This is a genomic window from Streptomyces hokutonensis, from assembly GCF_042751305.1.
Lineage (GTDB): Bacteria > Actinomycetota > Actinomycetes > Streptomycetales > Streptomycetaceae > Streptomyces > Streptomyces hokutonensis_A.
Genome location: NZ_JBHYWD010000031.1, coordinates 21,984 through 46,154, shown reverse-complemented (window position 1 = coordinate 46,154; position 24,171 = coordinate 21,984). Strand labels below are relative to the sequence as shown.

The following is a 24,171-nucleotide window of genomic DNA, read 5'->3' as shown; positions in this document are numbered from 1 at the left end:
ACTCCAACCCCACCCGCCGCCTCCCACCCCCCGCCCCCCCCTCCCCCCGGCCCCGACAGCGCGGCGCCGCGCTGGTAGTGGTCGGGTGCCGGCGCAGACACATTCGCGATTCCCGGGGGAGGTTCATGAAATTTCCCCGGGGGATATCGGGAACGTTCGCACAGGAGAACAGCGTCGCAGCCGAGCAACGGCTGCAACAGGCTGTCGAGAGGTGCGGGGACGTGTAATCACCCGAGCGTATTCTCAGGACGCATGAAAGGGAACCGCCACGGGACGGGGCGATCGATTCCGGCGACGCTGGGCACCGGTTGTCCCAACTGAGTTCGTCGTTCTCGACGCACGGCAGGATCGACAGGCCTGTCCCGGAACCGCCGAAGTCCGGTGCGGGGAGGCGTGGTTCAGCGGGTGGGGGGGGGCGACGGGCGAGGGCGGTCGCGCTATCGGTGGTGACTACTACGCGAAGTACGACCCCGAGCGAGCCATGCGCCGCGTCACCCGCCAGGCCAACGCCCTCGGATTCGCCGTTCGCTTCGACCCCATCGAGGCCGCCTGAACACACACCACCAGCCACGCCACCGGCCTGGGCTCATCCTTCAATTTCGGACCAGAAAGGTGCGTCAGAGATACCCGGGGTCTCGTCCGCCACTGCAATCCGCCGGATTCCCGCCAGTAGTGTGGGACCGCCTGCGCGAGCGCGCAGTTGGGGTCTTAACCAGGGGGACACCAGCCATGCCGGAGGGGTTGGCCCAGTGGGGGCCAGAGCTTTTCATGACCCGGGAACGGGAGCGACGTAGCGGCCCGGCACCGGAGAACCACAGGGGAAGGGACGTCCTGCAAGGAGGGTTCGAGCCTTGCCTGTTGGCCGTACTGCGGCTCTCGGTGGACAGGGAATCGGACGCCGGTCTCACCCGTGGGTGGTTGCCGCGAGTGCTCGCCCGCACGGGCCACCTTGTGCGCGCGGCCGAGTTGGCATACACGATCGGTGACGAACGTGAGCAGGGCGCGGAGCTTCTGGAGCTGGTGAAGAGCGGGGCGCGCGCCGGAGACCTGTGCGGCGCCCAGGCGTTGGTCGAATCCATCCCCGTTCGGCAGCTGCGGGACCAGGCGCTGGTCGCCCTCGTGCCGGAGTGGGCCCGTGCCGGTGAGCGTGACAGGGCCGTCGCTCTGGCGGAGAGAATTCACTATCCCCACAACTGGGCCTGGGCCTGGGCCCTGTTGGCGAAGGCGGTGGCGGACAGCGGAGACATCGGCGCGGCGCTCGGATTCGCAGCTCGCGCCGACGACGAGGTGAGTTCCTACGCCGTCGAGGGGACCGAGCAGGTACTCGCCCTCCTCGTGGAGGTGGCCGACGCCACCGGCGACCATGATTGGGCCGTCGCACTCGCCGACCGTGTGGAGACCGTCGCCCGGTCCGGCAACCAGGCAGGATGGTCCAAGCCCCGGCCCCTGGTAGGGGTGTTGGCCCGTGAGGTGCTTGCGGGAGACCTCGGTCGGCTCGACGCTCTCCTACGTCCCCTGCCCGCTCCCGCCATCGAGGCCGGGGGAACGCTCTGTGGGTGGGCGCTCGGTGAAGCCTTCGACCAGGACACAGGCCTGGAAGAAGATCTGTCGGAAGACCAGGGAGACCTGGCAGACCCGGGAGGTGTCGTAGGAGCCCCGCACGAGGACGCCGCTCGACCGATCCCCCTCCCATCTCCGCTCGACGCCTGGGACTTGGCATGTGTGCTGGACGCCGTGACCGAAACCGCCGACCACGACGTGGCTTTGGCCTTGGCCGACCGGGCCGAGACAGTGCTCGAGACCGGTGACGGCCGTCACCACGACATTCTGCTGAGGTCCGTGACACTCCTGCTGGCCCGGCATGGGAAAGTCGAACGGGCCATGGAACTTGTCGAACTCCTCGACCCCGGCCTGTCCGTGCCGCGGCATGCCGAGGTCGTCGGGGAACTGGCCCGCTCCGGCGACCCGGGAGCGGCCGAGGCTCTGGCCCGTGCGATCACCGACCGCCGGGCACGGGACAGGGCGCTGATCGAAGTGGTCCGGGAGCTGGCTCACCGCGGGCTTCTGGGCCGAGCGGAATCCCTCGTCCACTCGATCAAGGACCGCTGGGCCCAGGGCGAGGCTTTGGTGGCAGTTGTCCGGGAGACATCCCGGCACGGCGATCCGGGACGGGCCGGGAATCTCGCCCGTTCGATCGCCTACCGCGCGACGCGGGCTCGCGCACTGGCCGAACTCGCGGAACTGTCCGAGCCGTTCGACGCCCGCAGGCTCGCCGCACAGGCCGTGGCTCTCGACAACTGGCACATCGTCGTGCCGGTTCTGGAGCGGATTGTGCCCCGTTCGATCGCGCTGATGGCCGATCGGATGACGAGCTGATTCGTGGCGAGGGACGGCATGTTGCCGGGCCGTAGGCCTCCTCGTCCACCGGGCCACGGCCTCTCGGTACGGGCACCGATCGCATCGCCAGGGGCCGGAGGCCGCCGAGCGTCAGCCCTTGATGGCCACTCCATTGTCACTGTCGACTGCGAGACTCGTTCCATGATTGCGAAGCTGCCCTTGTCCAGCCCTCGTTGGCGTGATCTTGACGGTGTGAAGGGGGAGGAGGTGGAGGCACTCCTGGAGCAGATGGCATCGGCGTCCGCCACCGGGAGCGGCGAGGCGTGGAAGCAGACCTGGACATACCTGGCGGGCGGCTTGATGGACGACGGAATCGTCTTTGACGGGGCCTATGCGGCCCTGCCGCATCTCGTCGAGGCGGCAGCGGTTTTGCCTCCTGGACTGACGGTGGACTTCTGGGTGGACCTGGGCTGCATCGTGACCGCCGACTACCGGCCGCTCGTCCCGGCCGATCTGGAGGCGGGGTTCGGCGCCGCACTGCGTCTGGCCGAGCGGGCGGCTGTTCGGAGCCTCCTCGCCGCGGAGACTGCCGCGCAGGCCCGCGCCCATCTCGCGCTCTCCTGTGTGGCCTTCGCCGGCCACCACATGGGCGAAGCGCTGGTGCGGTTCCTGGAACTCCGGGAGAGCGGCCTCCTGTTGGTGTGCCCCGAGTGCGGGAGCGACACCGAAATTCCCGAATTCCTGGCGGACGCGGCGAGTCCGCCTTCCGAGGTTCCGGAGCTGCCTGATTCCGCCCGTGTCCGGGAGGCAGGACATCCGTGGGCCGAGGTCGCCGACGCAATGCAGGAGGAGGCGCTGGGGGAGCAGTGGGCGTCCTTCTTCCGGGTGGCGCGTGGGGTTGCGGCGGCAGGGGTTACTGCCGAGACACCGGGGCAGGCCGTTCTGTGCCTGGTCGCCGGCGTGGTCGCGGTCAACGGCCCCCTGCAACAGGCCGCAATGGAACATGCTCGCCGACTGATGTCGCTCACGGGATACTTCCGCTGCTGGGACTGCGAACAGACGTGGGCGATCGCCGACGGCCTGGCGGAGAACCCGGACGGTGCGCGACCCCAGGCCCATCCGGCAGAGGCGTTGAAGGAGCACAACGGTTCTGCGGCCGATGGGAACTCGACGGCGCTCGGCCCGACAGGCGAAGCAGCGACTCGGTTCCGGCGGGACGGGAACGTGGTGCTCGCCGCCGACGGCACGCCCTGGGGCCGTATATCGGTGTTCGCCCAGTCCGCGCCGGGTGCATCCGGGGGTGTCAACGCACTGGCGGTGGCATCCGGCTCAGGTCGGCCGACGCTCGTGGCGGGTGCGGGGGATGGGGGCGGCCTGTGCCTGTGGGACGTGGTCGACGGCCGGCTCGTCCATGACCCCCTGCCAGGTCATCCGGACCGCATCCGCTCGATGACGGCCCTGCCGCTGCCCGACGACCGCGTCCTTCTGGCGTGCGGAGGCGACAGCGGGTCCATCGCCCTGTGGAACCCTGTCACCGGTCGGCCGGTTCGCGAACCGGCCGGCGGCTCGCCCGGCGGGGTGACCGGGATGTGCGCCGCGACGATCCCCGAGGGCCGCACCCTGCTCGTCACCGCCACGCTCCGAGGAGCGGTCCGGCTGTGGGACCCGGAGACCGGTGAATGCGTCGGGCGGCTCAATCCCTACGGCAGTCCGATCCAGTCGATCGCTGCTATTCCGATCGCCGCCGACCACACGCTGATCGCAGCCTCGGACACCGCCGGCCGCCTTCACATGTGGGATCCGGCCGTCGACGACCCCTGGGAAACCGGCGCGGCCGTGCAACTGAACCCACGCGCGCTGGCCGATGCGGACCACCGGGTAGCAGCTGTGGCCGCTGTACCCACCCATGACCGAACCGTACTGGCCACGGGAGACAACCGAGGCGTGATCGTGCTGTGGGACCCTGCCACCGGTGCTCCTGTCGGCGACGGTCTGCCCTTCTCGACGGGCACCGCCGGCTTGCCGCTCATCACCGCCACCACCCTGCATGACGGCCGCACGGTCGTGGTCACCGGCACCCATCACGGTCACCGGCTGCGGATATGGGAACCGGAGACCAGCGCCGTGGACCACATCGCCCTGGATGTGGCGCTGACCTGTCTGGCGACCGCGGGGCCGGACCTGATCGTCGGACACGACCGCGGAGTCCTCCGCCTCTCGCTCACCAGAGAGTGAACCCGTTCGGCCCCGATCCGTCCCACCCCGTCGCGCGGGGCCTGGGGACGGGACGGATCCCGGGAACGTGCGGGGCGTATGCGTCGGGCCGACAGATGGACAGGCCGCGGCTACGCCGCTGGAAGTGGGCCCCGCACGGTCCCGGATGCGGCACCAACGTTCAGCGCATCGTCGGCCCGCCCCGCAAAACTGTGCCCAGCAGGCTGCCGTGCCCCTGCCATGGTCCGTCAGCCCACCCATCGTGTAAGGAGAGGGCACTTGCGCGTCTCAGCTGAGGATCCGGGCGCCGCCCCAGGTGAAGCGCGGCGGCCAAAGCCGGGGTGGGCCGACCCTGTACCGGATCGGCCCACCCCGGCTTTCGGCCGGTCCTACTTTCTCTTGAGGGTGAAGTTCTTGGTGACAGTGGACTTCTTTTTGATCGTCACCGTTGCGACGGTCGGCTGGAAGCCGTCCTTGGCGACGATGACCTGGAGCGGGTTGTTGCGGACGTCGAGCCACAGCGCGTATCCGCCGTGGGCGTCGGTCGTCAGCGTGTAGCTCGTGGCCCAGGTGTCGATCTGGACGGTGGCCCCGGCGATCGGCGTGGTGCCGCCGTCGCCGGTGGCGCCCAGTACGGTTCCGGTGATCTTGCCCCAGGTGGCGGGCGGAGCGACCTGCATCTGCACCGGAAGCGTGGGCAGGGAGTAGGGGGTGTCGGAGCTGAGGGACAGCTTGGCGGTGAAGTCTCCCGGCTGGGTCACCTCGGCCACGGAGGCGTCCAGGATGATCTTCACCTTCGCGCTCTTACCGGGCTGAAGCGTGAGTTGCTGCTCGCTCTCGCTCAGCCAGCTGACGTCGTGGGATTCCGCTTGGTCGTAGCCCGGCAGCACCTCCACCGTCGTCGTGGGGGTAGCCAGCGCTACGCCCCCGCCGACCTTGAAGAAGCCGAGCGCGCCTCCGCCGCGATAGGTGGCCGTGTCGGCGTTGGGGAGCGCGGTCCAGGCGTCGGCCTGCGGGTCGAAGGCGAAGGCCTGGTTGGTGAGGCTGTTCCCGGTGACGCCACCGCCCGTCAGGAGCAGGCCGTTGGCTGCGGTGTACGCGGAGCCCCAGAGGGTGACGGGCATGTCGGCGACCTGTGACCAGGCATTGGTGGCGGGGTCGTAGACGTAGGAGTGCTTGACCTCGCTGCTGCCGCTCAGACCGCCGCCGCAGTAGAGCTTGCCTCCGACGCCGGCGCAGGAACTCCAGGAGATGGGCTCCGGGTAGTCGGCCACCGTGGACCAGGTGTCGTCGGCCGGATCGTAGGCGGTGACATCCTTGCTGCCGCAGGATTCCGCCCCGCAGCCGCCCACGACGTAGAGCTTCCCGTCGAGCACGGCGTTGCCGGAGCCGGCGTAGGGCTTGGGCGAGGCGGCGCCAGTGGTCCAGGTGTCGCTTCCCGGATCGTAGATCTCCAGCTTGGAGTCGGGGTCGCCGCCGGGTCCCCAGCCGCCGACGGCGTAGAACTTGCCGTCGATGATTCCGTGGGCGGGATCCTCCCGGGTGTCCGCCGCGGCGGACCGCTTGGTCCAGGTGCCGGCGACCGGGTCGAGGACGTACATGTCCTTGGTGTCGGCGCTGCCGTTGAAGCCGAAGGCGGAGTAGACCTTCCCGTCGTCGGTGGCCACGGCGTTGTCCATGAGCTTCACCGGCAGGTCGGGGGCCGCAGTCCAGGCGTCACCCGCGGTTCCGGGGATCGCCTTCGGGATTTTGCCTGCGGCGGACACGGCCGCTTTGCTCGACAGCGGGGAGTACGTGCCCTTGACCAGTTTCAGCGGGGCGCCGCCCGCGGACGCGATGGTGAACCCGCCGGGCTGTTCTCCCACCTTGATGGTGGCGGCGGCCGTGCCGGAGTTCTTGACCGTCAGGGTCTTGGTGGTCTGCCCGCCCCAGCCGACCGACGCGGTGATCGAGGTCTTGTCCAGCGTCAGCTGTCCGGCGCCGAGAGCGAAGTCCGCGCCGACCGCGCTGTCGGCCCGTACCTTCACCGTCTTGTCGAGCCCGGTGTAGTGCGACTTCGCCGCGGTGAAGCCGTGGCTGCCGAGGGAGGAGAACAGGGCGTAGACGCCGTCGCCCAGGGCCGGGTCGTCGGGTGTGGCCAGGGTCACGGCGCTCTGCTTGTCGCCGTCCTTGCTCGTCACGGTGGCGCCGACCAGCCCGGCGGAGGTGTTGGCATCCGTCACCGTGCCGGTGATCAGACCACCCGGGAGCAGCGTGACCTTGCGCTGGCCGATGAAAACGTTGTCAACCTTCCACCACCAGCCGAACGAGCCGGTGAAGTGGAAGCGGAGCTGCACCGACGCCTTGCCCGCGTAGTCGGTCAGCGGGAGTTCGACCTTCTGCGCGCCGAAGGTGGTGCCGGTGGCGGACCAGACCGTGGTCCAGGTGGTCCCCCCGTCGGTGGTCGCCTCTACATCCGCGCTCTGGCCTCCGATGGCCCAGTAGTCGTTGGCGAAGGCGATCTCGGGTGCGGAGTCACCGGTGAAGTCGTACACGGGGCTGAGCAGTTGCGTGTCCTGGTGCACCCCTCCGCCGTAGTGGTCGCTGTCGACGATGGCGAAGGCGCCGTCACCGCCGGTGGTGTTGCCTCGCGAGCCCGGGTCGTCGAAGGTCCAGCCGCCCGTCGTCCCGTCGGCGTTGACCACACTCCAGCCCTTCGGGGCGGAGTCGGCCGAGTCGAACGGCTCGGTGGTGCCTTCGTCCCGCACCGAGTACCCGGCGGGCTGGGTGGCCGCCCAGGGGTCGACCGGCACCGCGGGGTTCAGGCTCAGGTCGGCGTCCGCGACGGTGATCTTCCTGGTGAGCGACGTGTAGCCGGGGTAGGCGCTGTCCACGTGCAGGGTGTAGTCGTGGCCCTGGGGCAGCTTCAGGTCGAAGGCGCCGGTGAGGGGGTCGGTCCACACCGGGCCGCCGGGCACGCCGTCTGCCGTGATCTTGGCGTAGAGCGGCCAGCCGTGGCCGGAGCCGTCGGTGACCTTGCCGGACACGGTCCGGCTGGGGACCGGGGACAGGGCGAAGTTCTTGGTCAGGGTGTCGCCGTCGGCGAGGGCCACGCCGGAGGCGGTGACGGCGGCATAGCCGTAGGCTTCGACAGTGATGTCGTAGCTGCCGACCGGCAGGACGAGCGAGTAGGCACCGTCGGCATCGGTGTGCGCGGTGCCGCCGCCCTGGGTGGTGACGGTGGCTCCGGCGACCGGCTTCCCGGTGCCGGCGTCGGTGACGGTGCCGGAGAGCTTTCCGTGCGGGCCGCTGCGGAACGCGGCAAGTCCGTCGGGCGTGCCCAGGCCGGTCGGGCCGTCGTAGCCGGCACCGGCGGTGCACAAGTACGCCGGAGTGCAGGTGCCGTTGTCGCCGGCGGTCACGTCATTGAGACCGGTTCCGGAGGCGTACGGATAGGCGTTGGGGTACGTGCCCGCGACGGGGGTCCCGGCGTCCGCGTACACGGCGGCGATGATTGGAGAGGCGGCGCTGGTGCCGCCGTACACCTGCCAGCCGCCACCGCCGTAGGTCTGGTAGACCGCGACGCCGGTGGCCGGGTCGGCCACGGCGGAGACGTCGGCGACGGTGCGCTTGTCGCATCCGGTGTCCGTCTGGAAGGCGGGCTTGGGCTCGTAGAGGGAGCAACCGGACCCCGGGCCGAAGCCGTCGCGGTTCCAGACCGACTCGGACCAGCCGCGTGCGGTGCCGGAGTCCCGGACCAGTGAGGTACCCCCGACGGACGTCACGTACGGGGAGACGGCGGGGTAGGCCACTCCGTAGTCGCTGTCGCCCGAGGAGGCGACCACGGCGACACCGGGGTGGTTGTAATGGGTGTCGTACGTCGTCTCGTCCGGGGCTTCTCCGCTGCCCGGCGTGCTGCTGTAGTTGGTGCCGTAGGAGTTGGAGACGTACTTGGCGCCGAGCGCGACCGCCTCGTCGACCGACGCTCCGAGGTCCTCGAAGCTCGGCTGGTCCGCTTCGACGAGCAGGATGTGCGCGTTCGGTGCGGCGGCGGAGACCATGTCCAGGTCGAGGGAGATCTCACCGGCCCATCCGGAGTCGGGCGCCGGGTAGTCGGTACCGCCGCGCTGGTCGACCTTGGTGAAGCAGCCGTTGGTCGTGGTGCAGGCGGACAGCCCGTACTGCTCGCGGTAGACCGCCAGGTCGGCCTCGGCGCTGGGGTCGTCGTAGGCGTCCACGATGGCGATGGTCTGGCCCGCTCCGCCGTCGGCGGGAAGGTTGTAGGCGCTCCGCAGGTCGGCGGCGCCGTAGCCGCTGGGATCGACGGAGGGGGCCAGCAGCCCCTTGACGGCCTTGGTGTCGGTGCGGCGCAGGGCGAAGCAGGTGGCCTCGCCCTTCTTCGGGGTGGAACAGGAGGGGTCGAGGTCGGTCTTCTTCTTGGCCGACGGGGCTGACATCGCGGACGGTGCGGTCGCGTGGGCCGGTATCTGTACGCCCACGACCGTCATCGCGGCAGCGCTCAGGACGGTCAGAAAGGCGGCGGCTCTACGGCGTAAAGCTGAACCGGTTCTTGGCGAAGTGCGCAAGACGTTACTCCCCTTTTTCGCCCAGCATGGGTCGACTCGTCGGTGGCTCGCGGTGGACGGTGAATGCGGGTCGCCGTATTCACCGCAATCAATTGGCGTACCTCGGGGGCCGAATGGCAATTAAATCCGTGTTACATGTGCATGTCATGTATCTAATGTCACGTAAAACGGAAAATCCGGCGCCCGGGGTTGGAAATTGAATTCCCACGCCAATTGGGCCCGCCGCTCGAAGAATTGCGGGGGCCATTTCTGGAGGGTGATGATTCTCGGTCGGCGGCAGGCGCCCGGGGAGCGCTGTGCGCGCCCTGCGGAGGCCACGGGAGTCGGGGCCGGAACATGAGGTGAAAGCGGAGATCACCGCGCCGGTGACCTGTGATCATCCTGGCCGCGGCAGTCGTGCCTGGCAAGGTTCCCCGCCTGCGGGCCCGCGCAGTTGCGCACTTGCGTAGCATCGCCGTGAACCTCGTTCCGATCTTCCGGGGAGTCGCTGATGGATGTGTCGGATGTGTCGTCCTTGGACGCGCTGTGGGCCGGCACCGGCCTGGGTGCCCCGGCCTGGCTGGCACTGGAATTCCTGGTCGGCCATCCGGGCGCGGACGAGAACGCGGTAGCGGCGGGAACCGGACTGCCGGTCGCGACCGCCCGGACCGTCCTGCGGTCCCTGGAAGCCGAACTCCTCGCCGTACACGTCGGGGAACAGCCCTCGTACTGGAGCGCAAGCCCGCCCCGCTCCTCCCTGGGTGCCCTTCTGGCCCGTAAACGACAGGAGTTGGCGAGGGTCGAGTTGTACGCGGAACAGCTCCAGGAGGTGTATCGCACGGCCCCGGGTCGGCAGATCGCCTCGGATCTCTTCGAGGTGGTCGAGAGCAACGAACAAGTCGGAGCACGCTATGCGCACCTTCTGAGAGGCAGTCGCCACGAGGTGCTGCATTTCGCGAAGCCACCCTATGTGACCTCGCAGGTCACGCCCGCCGATGCTTCCACCGCTGCGGGCGCCACGGTCCGCTCCGGCGTCCGGCTCCGGTCCGTGTACGACAGCGACGGAATCACCGACGACGCATGCCTGGAGGCAGCGCTCGGGGGTGCCGCCGCGGAAGGGGAACTGCGGCTCCTGCCCGGACTGCCCATGAAACTGGTCATCTTCGACGGTGTGGCGGCGATCATGCCACTGCGGAGGGACGATCCCGAGGCCGGCTCGCTCGTCGTCCACTCCTCGACTCTGCTGGAAGTACTGACCGCGCTCTTCGAGAGCGTATGGGAGCGCGCGGTGCCCCTCTCACTGGAAGGTGCGCCCGCCACGCCGCCGGTCAGCGCCGAACGACAGGACGGCGTCCTCCACGGTCGGACGCGGGACATCCTTCGCCTGATGGCCGCCGGAATGAAGGACGACGCCATCGCGCGCTCCCTGCGGCTCAGCCGCCGGACCGTACAGACGCACATCAGCGAACTGGGCAGACAACTGGGCGCAAGGACCCGCTTCCAGATAGCGCTGTTGGCCCAGGAACGCGGCTGGTTCGAGGATCGGTAGGGGGACCGGCGCTCCCGGTCGGGGTGCGGTGGGCGTCAGGCACGGCAGTTTCGACGTCAGGTGTTATGGGCTGTTGTGCCGTGCGTGGGTGAACTGATGGGGGACGCGCGGCAGGGGCCTTGACTCAAAGCCGGGTAGTTGGCGTTTTCTCAGAAGAGATTCCCAAAGCGGACGTAGTGTCAAGTTCTCGCAGGTCAGGCATGCGATCGGCGATGCGATGCGAGGCAGGCTGGATCCGCTGCGTTCGGTTTCGCTGTGTCGGAGATGGCGGATGCCGTCGGTGGTGGGGTTGTTGGAGGAGTGGGAACGGGCCGCGTTGGCCCGGGTGGAGGAGCTGCGCGCGGAGATGGAGCACCTTCGGTTTGCGGTGGCCGAGGCTGAGGAGGCCGCGCGGCGCGCGGTGGTCGCCCGCGAAGAGGCCGTCGAGGTCCTGGGCGCATCGCCGGTCGGGGCGGAGGCCGAGACGGTGGGGGCTGTGAGTGCGATCGCACCGAGGGTCGAAGTGCCTTGCTGGCAGCCAGGCTTGGATCGTTCGGTGCTGCCGGCTCGGCCCGCAGCATGGCGACATCGGACAGACAGTCCCCGCCCAGCGCCACCGCGAGCGCCACGTTCAGAGCGGTGTTGCCCGGTTCGTGCATCGCCCGCTGCTTGCGCCATGGCGCCAACGCCGCTGTTATCGCGCTGTCCAGGCCGGACTTGCGGACCGTCTCGACCAGCAGCACCGCCCCGGCCTGCGAGACCGCCCCGTTGCCGCCGCCCTCGACGATACGCCCGCTCACCTGACGAGCGCTTCTTTCCGTGCAGCCAACAGGGCCCTGGACAAGTCCCATCGTGGCAAGTCAGGAGCACTCTGCGCGTTGGGACGGGACTTGGCGGCGGTGCTCAGTCCTCCCCGGGTATCACGAGCCCCGACTCGTAGGCCACTATCACCAGCTGCGCCCGGTCACGTGCTCCCAGTTTGCCCATGATCCGGCTGACATGGGTCTTCGCGGTGAGCGGGCTGAGCCCCAGCGCTTCGGCGATCTCGGTGTTGTTGAACCCGCGCGCGACGAGGGTGAGCACCTGCCGCTCCCGCTCGGACAGCCCGTCCGGGCCGCCTGCCGCCGGCATCAACGTGTCGGGTGCGCGCAGGAAACGGGCGATGAGCCGGGAGGTGGGTCCTGGCGAGAGCAGGGAGTCCCCGGTGGCCACGGTCCGGATGGCGTCGAGGAGTTCGGCCGGCCGGATGTCCTTCACCAGGAAGCCGGAGGCCCCGGCCCGCAGCGCATCGACGATGTGCTCGTCGGTGTCGTATGTCGTCAGGACGAGTACCTTCACGCCCGCCAGGTTCTCGTCGGCGGCGATGAGCCGGGTCGCCTCGATGCCGTCCAGGTCGGGCATGCGGATGTCCATCACGATGAGGTCGGGCCTCGTGGAACGGGCGAGGTCCACGGCCTGCCGGCCGGTGCCCGCCTCGGCGACGACCTCCATGTCCCTGGCGGACGCGACGAGCATCGCGAACGAGGCCCGTACGAGGGTCTGGTCGTCGGCGAGGAGTACGCGTATCGGCATCGGGTCCGTCACGAGGGTTCCTCCCGGGGCAGCGGCAGCTTCGCGGTCACTTCGAAGCCCACGGTGGGACCCGGTCCGGCGTCCAGTGTGCCGCCCACGCTACGGGCCCGCTCACGCATCCCGACGAGCCCGAACCCCGGCATGCCGCCGACGGCTCCCTGTCCGTGCCCCACCCCGTTGCGCACCGCGCTGCTCACCCCGTGGCCCGTCCCGTGCCCCGCCCCGTTGTCGGCGACGGTCACCCGCAGGGTCCCCTCCGCCGCCCGCAGTCCCACCCGGACGGTCAGGTCGCCGCGGCCCCCATGGCGTACGGCGTTGGTGAGCGCCTCCTGCACGATCCGGTAGGCGGCGGCGCCCACCGAGGGCGGTACGCCGTCCGCGTGGACGGACAGTTCGACCTTGGCCCCGGCGACCCTGGCCGCCTCCGCGAGCGCGCCCAGCCCGTCGAGCCCGGGCAGTGGCCCGCGCCCGTCCACAGAGCCGAACCCGCAACCGGAACCCGGTCCGGAGCCGGGTTCGGCCACCCACTCCCGTTCCCCTCCGACACTCACGTTCACCTCGTTCTCCCGCAGCACCTCCAGCGTCGTACGCAACTCGCCCCGGGCCGTCCGGCAGGTCTCCGCGATGTCGTCGAGCGCCTGGGCGACCGCCTGGCGGTCGAGCCGGTCCGGATCCGCGGTGAGGACGTGGGCCGCCACGGACGTCCGTACACCGATCAGGGTGATGCTGTGCGCGAGCAGGTCGTGCAGGTCGCGGGCGATCCGCAGCCGCTCCTCGACGACCCGGCGCCGCGCTTCTTCCTCGCGGGTCCGTTCGGCCCGTTCGGCGCGCTCGACGATGGAGGCGACGTACTGGCGGTAGAGGCGGGCGTCGACGCCGAAGAACAGGACCGCGATGACCCAGCCGGAGATCTGCAGGAGCTCCAGTGCCCCGTCAGGGTTGGTGAAGCTGTTGATGATCAGCGTCGGGCCGAGGACGACGACAGCGGTGAGGAGCGAGCGGCGTACCGTGCCGGTCGCCGCGACCGTGTAGAGCGCCAGGAGGGTCGCGGGGATGGGTACGGCGTGGTTGTAGTCGAGGACGTGGTACGCGGTGACGCAGGCCGCCACCGCGAGCAGCACGAGCAGCGGACGGCTGCGCCGCCACACGAGCGGCAGATGGGCGCCGGCCAGCAGGGCCCAGCCGGGCGGACCGAGCGGGAGCCCGTCGCTGAGGAACAACGCCAAGATGACGGCCAGCACGGCGACACCCATGGCGAGGAACGCGTCGTTGCGGGTGCGGTGCGGTGCGGTGAGCGGGTCCCGGTTGACGACCGCCATGACGCGCTCGAACCGGCGCGGCCGCGTGTCACCCCGTACGACGGTGGTTCTCAGGTCCGCTGCGGCTGAGGCCGCTCCCCGATCGTGCACGGCTCCATCTTCCGTCATGGGGGCGCCCCTCCGGCAGACGGCAGGAGAGGCGCCCGGTCGGCTGTGGTGATCCCGGCAGGTCAGGGCGCGCCGACCTGTTCCGGCTGCCGCGGCGGCTCGGTCGGTTCGGACGGCCCGGCGCCGGGCGCGCCTTCGCGGGAGAGGCCGCCCGGCCACCACATCTTCCGGCGCAGGGCGACGCTGGCACTGGTCACCAGGTACGTCCGTACGAGGAAGGTGTCGAGGAGTACGCCGACGGCGATCACGAAGCCGAGTTCGACGAGTTGCACGAGCCCCATGTTCATCAGCACGGCGAAGGTCGCAGCGAGGACCAGGCCGGCCGAGGCGATGACGGCGCCTGTGCTGCGCAGGGCGGTGAGCGCGGCGGCGGCCGGTTCCGCGCCGGCCAGGGACTCCTCCCGCATCCGGTGCATGAGGAAGATGCCGTAGTCGACGCCGAGGGCGACGAGGAACACGAAGGACAGCAGCCCGAGCCCGGGATCGGTTCCCTTGAGGCCGAGGAGCGGTCCGAAGGCCAGCCCGGCGATCCCGAGGGCCGCGCCCCAGACCGCGACCACGGCGGTCACCAGGATGAGCGGCGCGACGAGACTGCGCAGCAGGACGAACAGGATGAGCAGCACCGAGACGAGGACCAGGGGTACGACGATCTTCGTGTCCCGGCTGTTGGTGTCCTCCAGGTCGATCTGCTCGGCGCTGTCCCCGCCGACGTACGAGCCCTTCAGTTCGCTGCGCAGGGACTTGATGGTGGCGGTCTCTCCCACCGACTGGGGTGCGTCCTTCGCGATGACGGAGATCTCGGCCCAGCCGTCTGCGGTGCGGCCCTTCTCGGCGCTCTCGACTCCCCGGGTGGCCCGGATCGCCGCGAGGGTCCGGTCGACGCGGTCCGCCGGGGTGATCACGTCGATGGGCTGGGTGCCGCGGTCGGGATAGGCCCGGGCGAGGGTCTCCATGGCGGTGACGGCCTCCGGCTTGGTGACGAAGGAGTCCTCCTGCTTGACCGCTCCCGGCAGGTTGAGCGTGCCGAGGGCGAGTGCGCCGAGCAGGACGGCTCCGGTCGCGAGCACGGTCAGCGGCCTGCGTCGGGCGGAGTCGCCCATCGCGGCGAAGAGGCTCCGCCGCTGTTTGGGTTCGCTGCCGTAGGCCGGTACGAGCGGCCAGAAGACCCGCCGCCCGAGCAGTACGAGGACGGTGGGGAGCAGTGTCAGCATCGCGATCAGCGCGCACAGCACACCGACCGTGCCGAGCGGGCCCATGCCGCGGCTGCTGTTGAGATCGGCGGCGAGCAGACACAGCAGGCCGGCGGCGACGGTCCCGGAAGAGGCGAGCACGGCGGGCCCGCAGCCGCGCAGGGCGGCGACCATGGCCTCGTACGGGCGCTCGATGCGCCGCAGTTCCTCCCTGTAGCGGGAGACAAGGAGCAGTGCGTAGTCGGTGCCCGCGCCGAACACGAGGATCGTCATCACGGCGGAGCTCTGGCCCGTGACGGTGGTACCGAAGGCCTGGTTGAGCCCGTACGCGACGCCCATCGCCATGAGGTCGGCGATGCCGGCGACCACGAGCGGCACGAGCCACAGCACCGGGCTGCGGTAGATCAGGATCAGCAGGAGGGCGACGACGGCGACAGTGGTGTAGAGCAGTGGCCCGCCGAGTGAGTCGTAGACCTTCCCGGCGTCGGTGCCGAGCGCTGCGGTCCCGCCCACCTCGACGCTCAGCCCGTCCTGGCCGCGGGCGATGCCCCGGACGTCCTCGACGAGCGTGTCCCGCAGCTTCTCGTCGCGCCCGGGCTCGTTGCTGACGACGGGGTACATGAGGGTCGTACCGTCGTGGGACGGAATCCCCTTGGGCGTCCCGCCGACCAGCTCATGCGCTGCGGCGATCTCCTCGACCTGCCCGGCCGCCACCCGCCGGTCGTCGGCGCTCAGCCCGCCGCCCCGGTGATACACGATCACCATCTCGGTGCTCTCGCCCCCGGGCAGCGCGTCCTGTATCCGGGCCACTTGGGTCGAGTCGGCGCTGGAGGGCAGGTAGTCGGTGGCCCGGTCGTGCTGAACGTCGGCGAGCTTCCCCGCGAACGGGCCGACCAGCACGAGCACGGCCACCCATAGCCCGAGCAGCGCCCAGGGCACGGCCCGCCTGCGTCCCACACCCTTCGTGGTTGTCTTCCCGACCGTCATGAGGCAGATCTCCCTCGCTACGACGACTACCGTTTCAGCTGTCAGCCTTCCGGCACGGGGAGGGGTTTTCGTCGGACGGGAGGGGGAGCCTGCGGGTACTGCCCGGGGTGGCGGGGGGCGCGGATTACTCCCCCGGGAGTAATGGGAGCCGCCGCTGCGTGTTCGCCTGCGGGTGGGTGGGGGCTGGTCGCGCCGTTCCCCGCGCCCCTGAAAAGCGGGTCTACGCCAGTTTTTCGCCTTCAGGGTCTGGGCGCCGGGCCACTCGGTGCCGCTGGCGTCGTAGGCCGGTGTCCATGCCTTCTTCGGGATCTTCAGCACGGCCTGGTGGATGGCGTCGGTGATGGTCATTCCGACGGAATACGACAGCCACCGGCCCGGCCTGGAGAGCCAGTCGAGGAAAGCGTGGGTGCCGCCGCCGGAGTCGGTCCGGATCAGGGTCTGCCGCCCCCGCCGCAGCCGTTTCGGCAGTTGGGCCAGGGCGAGCCGGATGGTTTCGATGTGGTCGGCGGCGGTGTTGGAGCCCGTGTTGCCGGGCCGCAGTAGTGCGGCCACGGGTTCCCCGGAGCCGGCTGGGCCGCGGTCGACGAACGCGACGAGCGGGTGATGACCGAAGGTCTTCTTCCAGGTCGCGGTGGCATCCTGCTTCTCGGAGTGCGCGAGGACCAGCATTGGACCGGCGAGTGCGAGAGTCCGATCGACAGGGGCGCATGGTGCAGCTTCGCTCGACCCTCATGAACGCGTCGGCCCCCGGATCGGCAGGCTCGCCGAGGGAACCCGGCGTCTTTCCGAGAGGGCACTCGTCCTGCGGGGTCAGCCGCGGCCTGCCCACTCCAGGATGGTGTCGGAGAACTCCTGCGGCACCTGCTCCGGGGCCGCCACATGTCCGTCGGACAGCACTCTTGTCGGACAGCCGAGCGCCGCTGCGAACTTGGCGAGGGACGGCCGGGAGAACATGGCGTGAGGGGCGCAGACCGCGAGGGTACGCTCGGTGATCTTCGGCAGGCGGGGTTCCATGGCATAGCGGCGCACCGCCTCGTGGCCCTCCTCAACACGGTCGAGGACCGTCAGCGCGTCGACAACGTACCGGCCCAGGGCCGCCTCCTCGCCCGGCCTGTAGAAGCCGCGCCGCTTGTTCCACAGCTCGCGCAGGTGCGCGCCGTCGGGGGATGGATCAACATGGTCGACGCTGCCGTGGGCGCCAGTACGCTTCTCGTCGCCGACGAACGAAGTCGCCGACAGCAGCAGGCTTGCCACACGGTCCGGGAAGCGCGCCGCCACCTCGACGGCGATCACGCCGCCGGTGTGATGCCCGACCAGGTGGAAGCTCTCCAGGCCGAACGCCTCGATCAGTTCGCCAACGCCGTCCGCGAAGCGCTTGACGGTGTGCGGCCCCTCGGGCTTCGCGGATGCTCCGTAGCCCAGCGTGTCCATCGCGATCGCCCGATACCAGGCACCGACCAGAGGGAGCACGTCGAGGTATTCCGTCCAGGAGCGGGGTGTCTGCTGGAGCAACACCACGGGCTCGCCGTCGCCGGACTCCACGTAGTGCAACTGGCCGAAGCGACTGGGGACGCAGGCCTTCCGCAGCGTGTTCGTGTCCGTCATGTGTGCGTCGCTTTCGTCATAGGGCCGGCAGCCCCGAGGTGTCGACGGCTTCGATGAGATAGGTGGGCGTGCCGTACGAGCCGACCGACGTGTTGCACGCCGACCCAACCGAGGCGACCGGAACAGTCACAGTCGGTGGGGCTGCATCAGGCGTGTTGGTCGGCGGCCTTCTCACCGCCCTCAGCACCGAGGCCGGCGCCGGGCTGCCTCCTCTCGACGGAGCCATTCTCTTCCTCGAACACCCCCTGGGTGGTCTGCGTCACGTGGATCGGGCCCTGACCCAACTTCGTCGCAGCGGGGCATTGCAGGGGCTTCGAGGCGTAGCTCTCGGCCAGTTCTTCGGGTTCGAAGATGACCCCACGGCCTCTCAGGACGGAGGCTGGAAGATCACCGATGTGCTGACTGAGCATTTCGGTGGCCTTGGCATCCCTGTTCTCGGCGGACTGCCCGTCGGTCACCGAGATCGGCCTGCCACTCTCCCCCTGGGTACAGAAGCCGTGCTCGACGGCACAGCACGAACGCTGACGGTGGCCCCAGCGGTGACATGACACGGACGAATGCAAGGACAGCAGGCTCCCCCTACTCAGTTCCTCTTTCTGTGAGCCGTTGTAAAGGCCCCCTCCCGCCCGAAGGGCGTGGCGAGGGGGCCGAGTTCGATATGCCCGCCAGACCGGCCAGCTCTTCGCGGCGCAGTCCGGAGATGCGCCGCTCCCCGCCCAACGTCAGCCCGCTGTCCTGCGGTGACATGCGTTCACGCCAACCGCGCACAGCCATGCCGAAGTGCCATGTCGGCCATGTTATTGGAGGGTCCACGTCTGGTTGTCCCAGGCGTTGCATTCCCACAGGACCACCACCGTGCCGCTCGTGCCCCCGAAAACGGTGACGCATTTCTGTGACTGATCGGCCACCAGTTCCGTACCGGAGAAGTGGAATTGCTGGCTGGAGTCGCCGCTGCACGCGCTCAGTTGGATCTCGGTCCGGTCGTCGCTCGCTCCGTCGGCCACGGTCATGCATTTCCCCAAGGAGCGGAAGGTGTCCCCCGATCCGGTCTGCCAGCGCTGTGCCGCGGAGCCGTCGCAGGCGACATGGACCAGCTGGATTCCCTCGGTCCCGGCGCCGCCGCTCAGGCACTTCTGCGTGGCGGGGACCACCAGGGCATGGCCGACGGCCGGGTCGACCGTTGCACCGGATCCGCTTTCCTCGGATCCGGCATTGCCTCCGGACTCCGGCTCGGAGTCCTCCTGCACGGTTGTGGACGTCGGCTTCGAAGAGGTGTGCGGCGTCGGAGACTTGGCGCCGGAACCTGCGGAGCGGGACGCCTTGGGGGAGGAGACCGTGGGTGCGGATGTGTCCGTGGACTGCTGGGTGGGGTTGTCGGCCGCGAGCGGGCCGTCGGACGCGGTGGCGCTGACGCTGCTCTTCCCCGTTGGCAGGTTGGTCAGCAGTACGGCGATCGTGAGCAACAGCGCCGTGGCGACGGCCGCGGCGAGCACGACCGGCTTCTTCGAACGGCCTGGGGGCCGGTGCGCCTGTTGGTCGGTCGTATCGGGCTGTGGAGGTTCTACGGGTGGCTCGGCTGCGGAGGCATCGTCGGTTCCGCGGTCCGAGTTGAGCCCCGATGGCGATGGCGATGGCGATGGCGATGGCGATGGCGATGGCGATGGCGATGGCGATGGCGATGGCGATGGCGATGCGGACTCGGGCACTGGGTTCGCGGCCGGAGCCGGAGCCGGAGCCGGAGCGTCGTCGGCCACGGCCACGGGGTGGGCGGCGGGTGGAACAACAGAGGGCCCCGCTGCGCCTGGCGGTCTTCGCAGCATGCGTTCGGCGTCCTCGGCCGACAGCCGGTCGGCCGGTTTGGCCACGAGGAGGCCCTGGATCAGCGGGGTGAGCGGTCCGGCACCGCGCACTTCGGGGGCCGGTTCCATGGCGATGGCGTACATCGTCTGGGCCACCGTTTCCCGGAGGAACGGTGAGCGGCCCTCGACCGCTTCGAAGAGCGTTGCGCCGAGTGCCCACAGGTCGGCCTCCGGCCCGGGTTTGGCGCCGACGAGGCGTTCGGGGGCCATGAAGTCGACCGACCCCACGAGTTGGCCGGTGCGGGTGAGCGCCGAGGTCTCGACGGCCTGGGCGATGCCGAAGTCGGTGAGGACCACGCGGCCGTCCTCGGCGAGCAGCACGTTGGCCGGTTTCACATCCCGGTGCAGGACCCCTGCCCGGTGCGCGGCCCGTAGCGCGGCGATCACGCCCCGGCCGATCCGGGCGACCTCGTCGAGCGGGACCGTGCCGTACGCCTTGATCCGGTCGGCGAGGGTGGTGGAGCGCACGTACTCCATCACGATGGTGGGCCGGCCCTCGTCGTCCACGACGTCGTGGACGACAACGACGTTCGGGTGGCTGATCCGGGCGGCGCTGTGCGCCTCGCGCCGGGCGCGTTCGAAGAGGGTGGCGAGTTCGGCGTCGTCGAGTTGGGGCTGGGAGTGGAGCTTCTTCACGGCGACCTGGCGGCCGAGGAGTTCGTCGTGGGCGCGCCAGACGGTGGCCATGCCGCCCCGGCCGATGCGGTCGAGGATGAGGTATCGGCCGGCGATCAGCCGTCCTTCGTCGGACACCGTGGGTTCCTTTTCTCTGCTTCAGACCGATCCGGCCGACGGCGCCACGGGGTTCCTCCGGCCGACCGCACACCCAACGGCCCTTCGCCTACGACTGGTTGAGGAGCATTTTGGCAGCGAAGGGCCCGGAAGCAGCCGCTTTCCACGGCGCGTCGGGCCCGGTTGTCGCGCGCGGGGCGACTCCAGGGCTGTTGGTCGGTTCCATGAGGAGCAGGGCCCGGCCGCGAGCGGGGCGCCGCCGTCTCACGTCATGAAGATCCGACGACCGTGGTCGACGGACTCGCCGGGCCCTTCGCATGCCGATCATCCTCTACGGGGGCGGCAGCGGCCTAGGGGGCAGGGTAGGTACAGCAGTACCACCCACGGCGTTGCTCCAACCAACTCCAAGGGCAGGGCCAGGGCGAAGGGGAGCGTGGTCTTGCCCGTCCGGCTGGACCCGGTCAGCTTGAGCAACATCTGGCCAGGGTGACAGCCCGCAAAGGCTTTCTCGACTGGTTTGCGGGCCCCCACCGGCCCTCGGCTTTCGTCGGATTCCTACAGCCACTCGTTGATGGCGGCGACCAGTACGGTCGCTTCGTATCGGACGGCAAGCTTGTCGTATCTCGTGGCGACCGCGCGGTGTCTTTTGAGGCGATTGATGCCGCCCTCCACCGCGTGGCGTCCTTTGTAGTCGACCGGGTCGAACTTCGGCGGACGGCCGCCGCGAGAACCGCGCTTCTTGCGGTTGGCGATCTGATCGAGCTTCTCTGGAATGGTGCTCCGACGCGTCCGGCGACGCTCTGCCGTACGGCGCGCCGTAACCCGACCCGGGCGGTGAGGACTCGACTCCGTGTAACAGATCCGTTATGCGGCAACACAGGCTTCGTGTCGTCCGTGGCATCTGGACGACGATGGTCCGCATGGCGACGATGAATCACTTTGGCATGACTCTGCGCGGCTGGCGTGAGCGCATGTCACCGCAGGACATTGGCCTGGAGGCCGGCGGGGAGCGGCGCGTCCCTGGACTGCGTCGTGAAGAACTGGCCCGTCTGGCAGGCATATCGGTCGACTACCTGGTGCTGCTGGAACAGGGCCGCGCTCGCAACCCCTCGGCCCAAGTGGTCACCGCTCTGGCCAGAGCACTGCGCCTCGACCCGTCCGAGCGTGACCATCTGTTCCGCTGCGCCCAACTCGCACCGCCCTCCGCCGGGAACGTCTCCAGACACATACCCGCGAGCGTGCAGCGACTGGTCCATCAGTTGGGAGCGACTCCCGCCGGGATCTTCGCCGCTGACTGGACCCTCATCGGCTGGAACAAGATGTGGACGGCCACGGCCGGCGATCCCCGCGCGTACGGCTGGGAGGGACGCAATCTCGTCGCCGGGATGTTCCAGACGAGAGCCAACCGAGACCGTGACCCGATTGCGGCATGGCCCGTCTGGTCATGGAGAGGCAGCGAAGCGGAAGAGGAGGACCTCGTTGCCGACCTGCGTGTGACGGCGGCCGCCCATCCCCAGGATGAACGTCTTGCCTCACTCGTCGAAGGCATGCTTCGACGGGAACCAGCGTTCACCCGACTGTGGTTCAACGGCACTGCCACCCCCTGGGCCGGCGACCGCAAGACCATCGAACATCCACGGGTGGGTGACATCACCCTCGATGTCGATGTCCTGATGCCTGCCGGCACCGACCTCCGGATCCTCACGTGTGCGGCTGCGGCCGAGACCACTGACGCAGAGAAGCTGGATGCTCTACGTGCGGCCTGTCATCTGCCGGGAAACAGCCTGACCCGCCCCGATCCAGAGGTCTCCAGCCCTGATCGAGGACTGTGACCCGACTACCCCTCCCTGTCAGCCTTGGGTGATACATCCCGATTTGTCGGGTTAGCCTGAGAGGGCACGACAGGAGAACCACCCCCTCATGACCAGCACCACGCCCGCCGGATCCGACCCGGCTCCCCGGCCGAAGCGCCGCACTTTCAGCCCCGAGTACAAGCTGCGGATCGTGGCCGAGTACGACGCCGCCCCGAAGAACGAGAAGGGCGCAGTCCTGCGCCGCGAGCGCCTGTACCACTCGCACGTCAAGGAATGGCGGGCCGCGCGGGATGCCGGGGCCCTGGAGAAGCTGGTCGACCAGCGCACCAGTCCGGCGAGGCCGAAGAAGCCTGCCGCCGCGGCGGAGAACGAGAAACTGCGCCGCCAGGTAGAACGGCTGGAGAAGGAACTGGCCCGGAACCAGGCCGCGTTGGAAGTCACGGGAAAAGCTTCCGCGCTCTTGGAAATGATCTCCGAGAGCGCGGACTGAACGCTGCCGCCGAACCGGTGGTCGACGACGCGTTCGCCGGTGTCCAGGGCGAACTGGGCATCACGGCCGCGTGCCGGCTGACCGGCGGCTCCCGGGCCACCCACTACCGCCGGCTGCGGACCCGGACCGAGCGAAAACCCAGAAAACCGCAGGTCCAGCCCTCATCTCTCACACCCGATGAGCGGGCGGCGGTCCTGGAGATGATGAACAGCGACGAGTACGCCGAGATGCCGCCCGCGCAGATCTGGGCCCGCGAGCTGGATGCGGGCGTTACCGCTGTTCCGTCTCCACGATGTACCGGATCCTGCGCGAGAAGGGGCAGTCCGGCGAGCGCCGCCGCCAGGCCACCCACCCGGCGAAGACGGTGCCCGTGCTGGTCGCCACCGGGCCCTCGCAGGTGTTCGCCTGGGACATCACCAAGGCGGCCGGACCGGCCAAGGGCATCTGGTATCACGCCTACGTCATCATCGACATCTTCAGCCGCTACGTCGTCGGCCACACCGTTGAGCGGGCCGAATCAGCGCTGCGGGCCGAGGAGTTGATCCGCGAGACCATCACACGCAACGGCATCGTGCCCGAGACCGTCCACGCGGACCGCGACACCTCGATGACGAGCAAGAAGGTCTCCCAGCTGCTGATCGACCTCGGCGTCACCCGGTCGCACTCGCGGCCGAATACCTCCAACGACAACCCCTGCAGCGAGGCCCACTTCAAGACCACGAAGTACATGTCCGACTACCCCGAACGGTTCGACTCGCCGGCCCATGCCCGTGAGTGGTTCGAGGCGTTCATCGCGTACTACAACCACGAGCACCGTCATTCGGGCATCGGCTGGCACACACCGGCCAGCGTGCATTTCGGCACCGCCGAGGAGGTCCGCGACCAGCGTGCCGTCACCCTCGCCGAGGCCTACGCCTGACCGCAGGCCGGGCATCCTGGCCCGCAGTTCATCGAGGGTGACTAGCTGTTCCTGGAACGCTTCGATCATGCGCGTGATCGTTTCCGTGGCCTTGGCCAGGGCCAGTTCGAGTCGGCTGCGCTGGCGGGTGGCGGGGTCGCTGGTGCGGGCGCGGTCCAGCCGCTTGTCGATCTCGGACCGGATCAGGTGCGGGTCGGCGATCACGCCGATGATGTGGTACCAGACGACGCTGTCGAGGTAGTCGGCGCGGACGGGCTTCTGCCTCGAACAGCATGGCGAACAACTGCTGAAGCAGGTGGCGTCGAAGGGCCTGGAGAGGGTTCGTGAAAGGAAGGTGTGACCGTTGCGAGAGCCGGGAGGACGGTTCGGACCGGACCCGGACTACACAGGATGAGGAGCCGGCACCCCGTAGCGGCCAAGGAGTGGGAGGTAGGGCAGCCCGAGGGCGGCCAGTTCCTCCGGCGTCGCACGCCGGCACCACTCGCCGCCGCGGTGATCGGGTCGTGGTCGGACGGGGTCATCGCGCAGACCACCAGGGCAAGCAGCGAGGAGAGCCGGTACCGCACTCCGCAAGCCCCCCTCGGATCACAGACCGACTCGAACTCGGCGACCAGGCAGCAGACTTGCTCCTTGGCGGCACCCTCGCCGAGGCCTTCCAGACAGGGCGCATGAGGCATGGGACAGCGACAGGGGATGATGGAGGAACGAACACGGCACCTTCGTGGATCTTGCAGCGTAGAGAACTACATGATCCACAGGCGCCGTGTTCGCCTGCTTCCGGAACCCACCACCAAGATCAACACCCCAAGCCGGGAAGATCTGGGCACTCGACGGGGCCCTGGGGGATCACCCGGGAGGCGATGACGGAGATCCAGTCCGGCGACGAGATGGTCGCGGAGCCCGGGTCAGGGCCGGGGCCGCAGGCCGACGGAAGCGTCAGGCGGCAGTCCGCC

Annotated in this window: 13 protein-coding genes and 5 pseudogenes; 7 read left to right on the top strand and 11 right to left on the bottom strand. The window is 69.4% G+C overall.

Annotated features, from left to right (window positions below; all coding sequences use genetic code 11):
• Positions 1–858: 858 nt before the first annotated feature.
• Together ACFXC1_RS45845 and ACFXC1_RS45840 are read left to right on the top strand one after the other, a co-directional pair.
• The gene (locus ACFXC1_RS45845; RefSeq protein WP_381254947.1) at positions 859–2,376 is read left to right on the top strand and encodes a hypothetical protein; all 1,518 of its coding nucleotides are present in this window, start codon (positions 859–861) and stop codon (positions 2,374–2,376) included.
• A gap of 162 nt (positions 2,377–2,538) precedes the next feature.
• Positions 2,539–4,572 carry a WD40 repeat domain-containing protein gene (locus ACFXC1_RS45840; RefSeq protein WP_381254944.1) on the top strand — a complete coding sequence of 678 codons (2,034 nt, stop codon included), beginning with the start codon at positions 2,539–2,541 and terminating at the stop codon, positions 4,570–4,572.
• A 368-nt stretch (positions 4,573–4,940) separates the two neighbouring features.
• Here ACFXC1_RS45840 and ACFXC1_RS45835 read toward each other — a convergent pair whose 3' ends face one another.
• Positions 4,941–9,038, bottom strand: coding sequence for a carboxypeptidase regulatory-like domain-containing protein (locus ACFXC1_RS45835; RefSeq protein WP_381254942.1), 4,098 nt, complete (start codon positions 9,036–9,038; stop codon positions 4,941–4,943).
• A gap of 568 nt (positions 9,039–9,606) precedes the next feature.
• Here ACFXC1_RS45835 and ACFXC1_RS45830 point away from each other — a divergent pair.
• Complete coding sequence (locus ACFXC1_RS45830) at positions 9,607–10,644, top strand: helix-turn-helix transcriptional regulator (protein ID WP_381254940.1); 1,038 nt, start codon at positions 9,607–9,609, stop codon at positions 10,642–10,644.
• 515 nt (positions 10,645–11,159) lie between these two features.
• Here the strand turns inward: ACFXC1_RS45830 and ACFXC1_RS45825 are convergent.
• The 6 genes and pseudogenes from ACFXC1_RS45825 to ACFXC1_RS45800 form a co-directional block, all read right to left on the bottom strand.
• Positions 11,160–11,423 (bottom strand): annotated as a pseudogene (locus ACFXC1_RS45825) (transposase); the annotation flags it as partial.
• Positions 11,424–11,526: 103 nt separating this feature from the next.
• The gene (locus ACFXC1_RS45820; protein ID WP_381255046.1) at positions 11,527–12,195 is read right to left on the bottom strand and encodes a response regulator; all 669 of its coding nucleotides are present in this window, start codon (positions 12,193–12,195) and stop codon (positions 11,527–11,529) included.
• A gap of 8 nt (positions 12,196–12,203) precedes the next feature.
• Positions 12,204–13,622 carry a sensor histidine kinase gene (locus tag ACFXC1_RS45815; protein WP_381254937.1) on the bottom strand — a complete coding sequence of 473 codons (1,419 nt, stop codon included), beginning with the start codon at positions 13,620–13,622 and terminating at the stop codon, positions 12,204–12,206.
• 62 nt (positions 13,623–13,684) lie between these two features.
• Complete coding sequence (locus ACFXC1_RS45810; RefSeq protein WP_381255044.1) at positions 13,685–15,799, bottom strand: MMPL family transporter; 2,115 nt, start codon at positions 15,797–15,799, stop codon at positions 13,685–13,687.
• Between the two features lie 228 nt (positions 15,800–16,027).
• Positions 16,028–16,495 (bottom strand): annotated as a pseudogene (locus ACFXC1_RS45805) (transposase); the annotation flags it as partial.
• Between the two features lie 114 nt (positions 16,496–16,609).
• Positions 16,610–17,404 (bottom strand): alpha/beta fold hydrolase, encoded by a 795-nt coding sequence (locus ACFXC1_RS45800; RefSeq protein WP_381254935.1) that lies wholly within the window; start codon positions 17,402–17,404, stop codon positions 16,610–16,612.
• 62 nt (positions 17,405–17,466) lie between these two features.
• Between ACFXC1_RS45800 and ACFXC1_RS45795 the strand changes: the two genes are divergently transcribed.
• A complete protein-coding gene (locus ACFXC1_RS45795; RefSeq protein ID WP_381254932.1) occupies positions 17,467–17,952 on the top strand; it encodes a hypothetical protein in 486 nt (161 codons plus the stop codon).
• A 106-nt stretch (positions 17,953–18,058) separates the two neighbouring features.
• Here ACFXC1_RS45795 and ACFXC1_RS45790 read toward each other — a convergent pair.
• From ACFXC1_RS45790 to ACFXC1_RS51260, 3 genes and pseudogenes are all read right to left on the bottom strand, one after another.
• Positions 18,059–18,241, bottom strand: a pseudogene (locus ACFXC1_RS45790) (hypothetical protein); the annotation flags it as partial.
• Positions 18,202–20,016: a serine/threonine protein kinase gene (locus ACFXC1_RS45785; RefSeq protein ID WP_381254930.1), complete on the bottom strand. Its 1,815-nt coding sequence runs from the start codon at positions 20,014–20,016 to the stop codon at positions 18,202–18,204. The pseudogene ACFXC1_RS45790 and the gene ACFXC1_RS45785, both read right to left, overlap by 40 nt.
• A gap of 534 nt (positions 20,017–20,550) precedes the next feature.
• Positions 20,551–20,829: pseudogene (locus tag ACFXC1_RS51260) on the bottom strand (IS5 family transposase); the annotation flags it as partial.
• 86 nt (positions 20,830–20,915) lie between these two features.
• Here ACFXC1_RS51260 and ACFXC1_RS45780 point away from each other — a divergent pair.
• From ACFXC1_RS45780 to ACFXC1_RS45770, 3 genes are all read left to right on the top strand, one after another.
• Entirely contained in the window at positions 20,916–21,827 is a 912-nt protein-coding gene (locus ACFXC1_RS45780) for a helix-turn-helix transcriptional regulator (RefSeq protein ID WP_381254927.1), read from the top strand.
• Between the two features lie 88 nt (positions 21,828–21,915).
• Entirely contained in the window at positions 21,916–22,299 is a 384-nt protein-coding gene (locus ACFXC1_RS45775) for a hypothetical protein (protein ID WP_381254925.1), read from the top strand.
• 292 nt (positions 22,300–22,591) lie between these two features.
• Positions 22,592–23,218: a transposase gene (locus ACFXC1_RS45770; protein WP_381254923.1), complete on the top strand. Its 627-nt coding sequence runs from the start codon at positions 22,592–22,594 to the stop codon at positions 23,216–23,218.
• 396 nt (positions 23,219–23,614) lie between these two features.
• Here ACFXC1_RS45770 and ACFXC1_RS45765 read toward each other — a convergent pair.
• A pseudogene (locus ACFXC1_RS45765) lies at positions 23,615–23,930 on the bottom strand (ISAs1 family transposase); the annotation flags it as partial.
• Positions 23,931–24,171 lie beyond the last annotated feature (241 nt).

Bases quoted from the DNA above. Each gene is read 5' to 3' on its own strand.
- ACFXC1_RS45800 (WP_381254935.1), bottom strand. From the start codon at position 17,404: ATGACGGACACGAACACGCTGCGGAAGGCCTGCGTCCCCAGTCGCTTC.
- ACFXC1_RS45820 (WP_381255046.1), bottom strand. From the start codon at position 12,195: ATGCCGATACGCGTACTCCTCGCCGACGACCAGACCCTCGTACGGGCC.
- ACFXC1_RS45770 (WP_381254923.1), top strand. From the start codon at position 22,592: ATGTACCGGATCCTGCGCGAGAAGGGGCAGTCCGGCGAGCGCCGCCGC.
- ACFXC1_RS45780 (WP_381254927.1), top strand. From the start codon at position 20,916: ATGGCGACGATGAATCACTTTGGCATGACTCTGCGCGGCTGGCGTGAG.
- ACFXC1_RS45840 (WP_381254944.1), top strand. From the start codon at position 2,539: ATGATTGCGAAGCTGCCCTTGTCCAGCCCTCGTTGGCGTGATCTTGAC.
- ACFXC1_RS45810 (WP_381255044.1), bottom strand. From the start codon at position 15,799: ATGACGGTCGGGAAGACAACCACGAAGGGTGTGGGACGCAGGCGGGCC.
- ACFXC1_RS45835 (WP_381254942.1), bottom strand. From the start codon at position 9,038: ATGACGGTCGTGGGCGTACAGATACCGGCCCACGCGACCGCACCGTCC.
- ACFXC1_RS45775 (WP_381254925.1), top strand. From the start codon at position 21,916: ATGACCAGCACCACGCCCGCCGGATCCGACCCGGCTCCCCGGCCGAAG.
- ACFXC1_RS45830 (WP_381254940.1), top strand. From the start codon at position 9,607: ATGGATGTGTCGGATGTGTCGTCCTTGGACGCGCTGTGGGCCGGCACC.
- ACFXC1_RS45815 (WP_381254937.1), bottom strand. From the start codon at position 13,622: ATGACGGAAGATGGAGCCGTGCACGATCGGGGAGCGGCCTCAGCCGCA.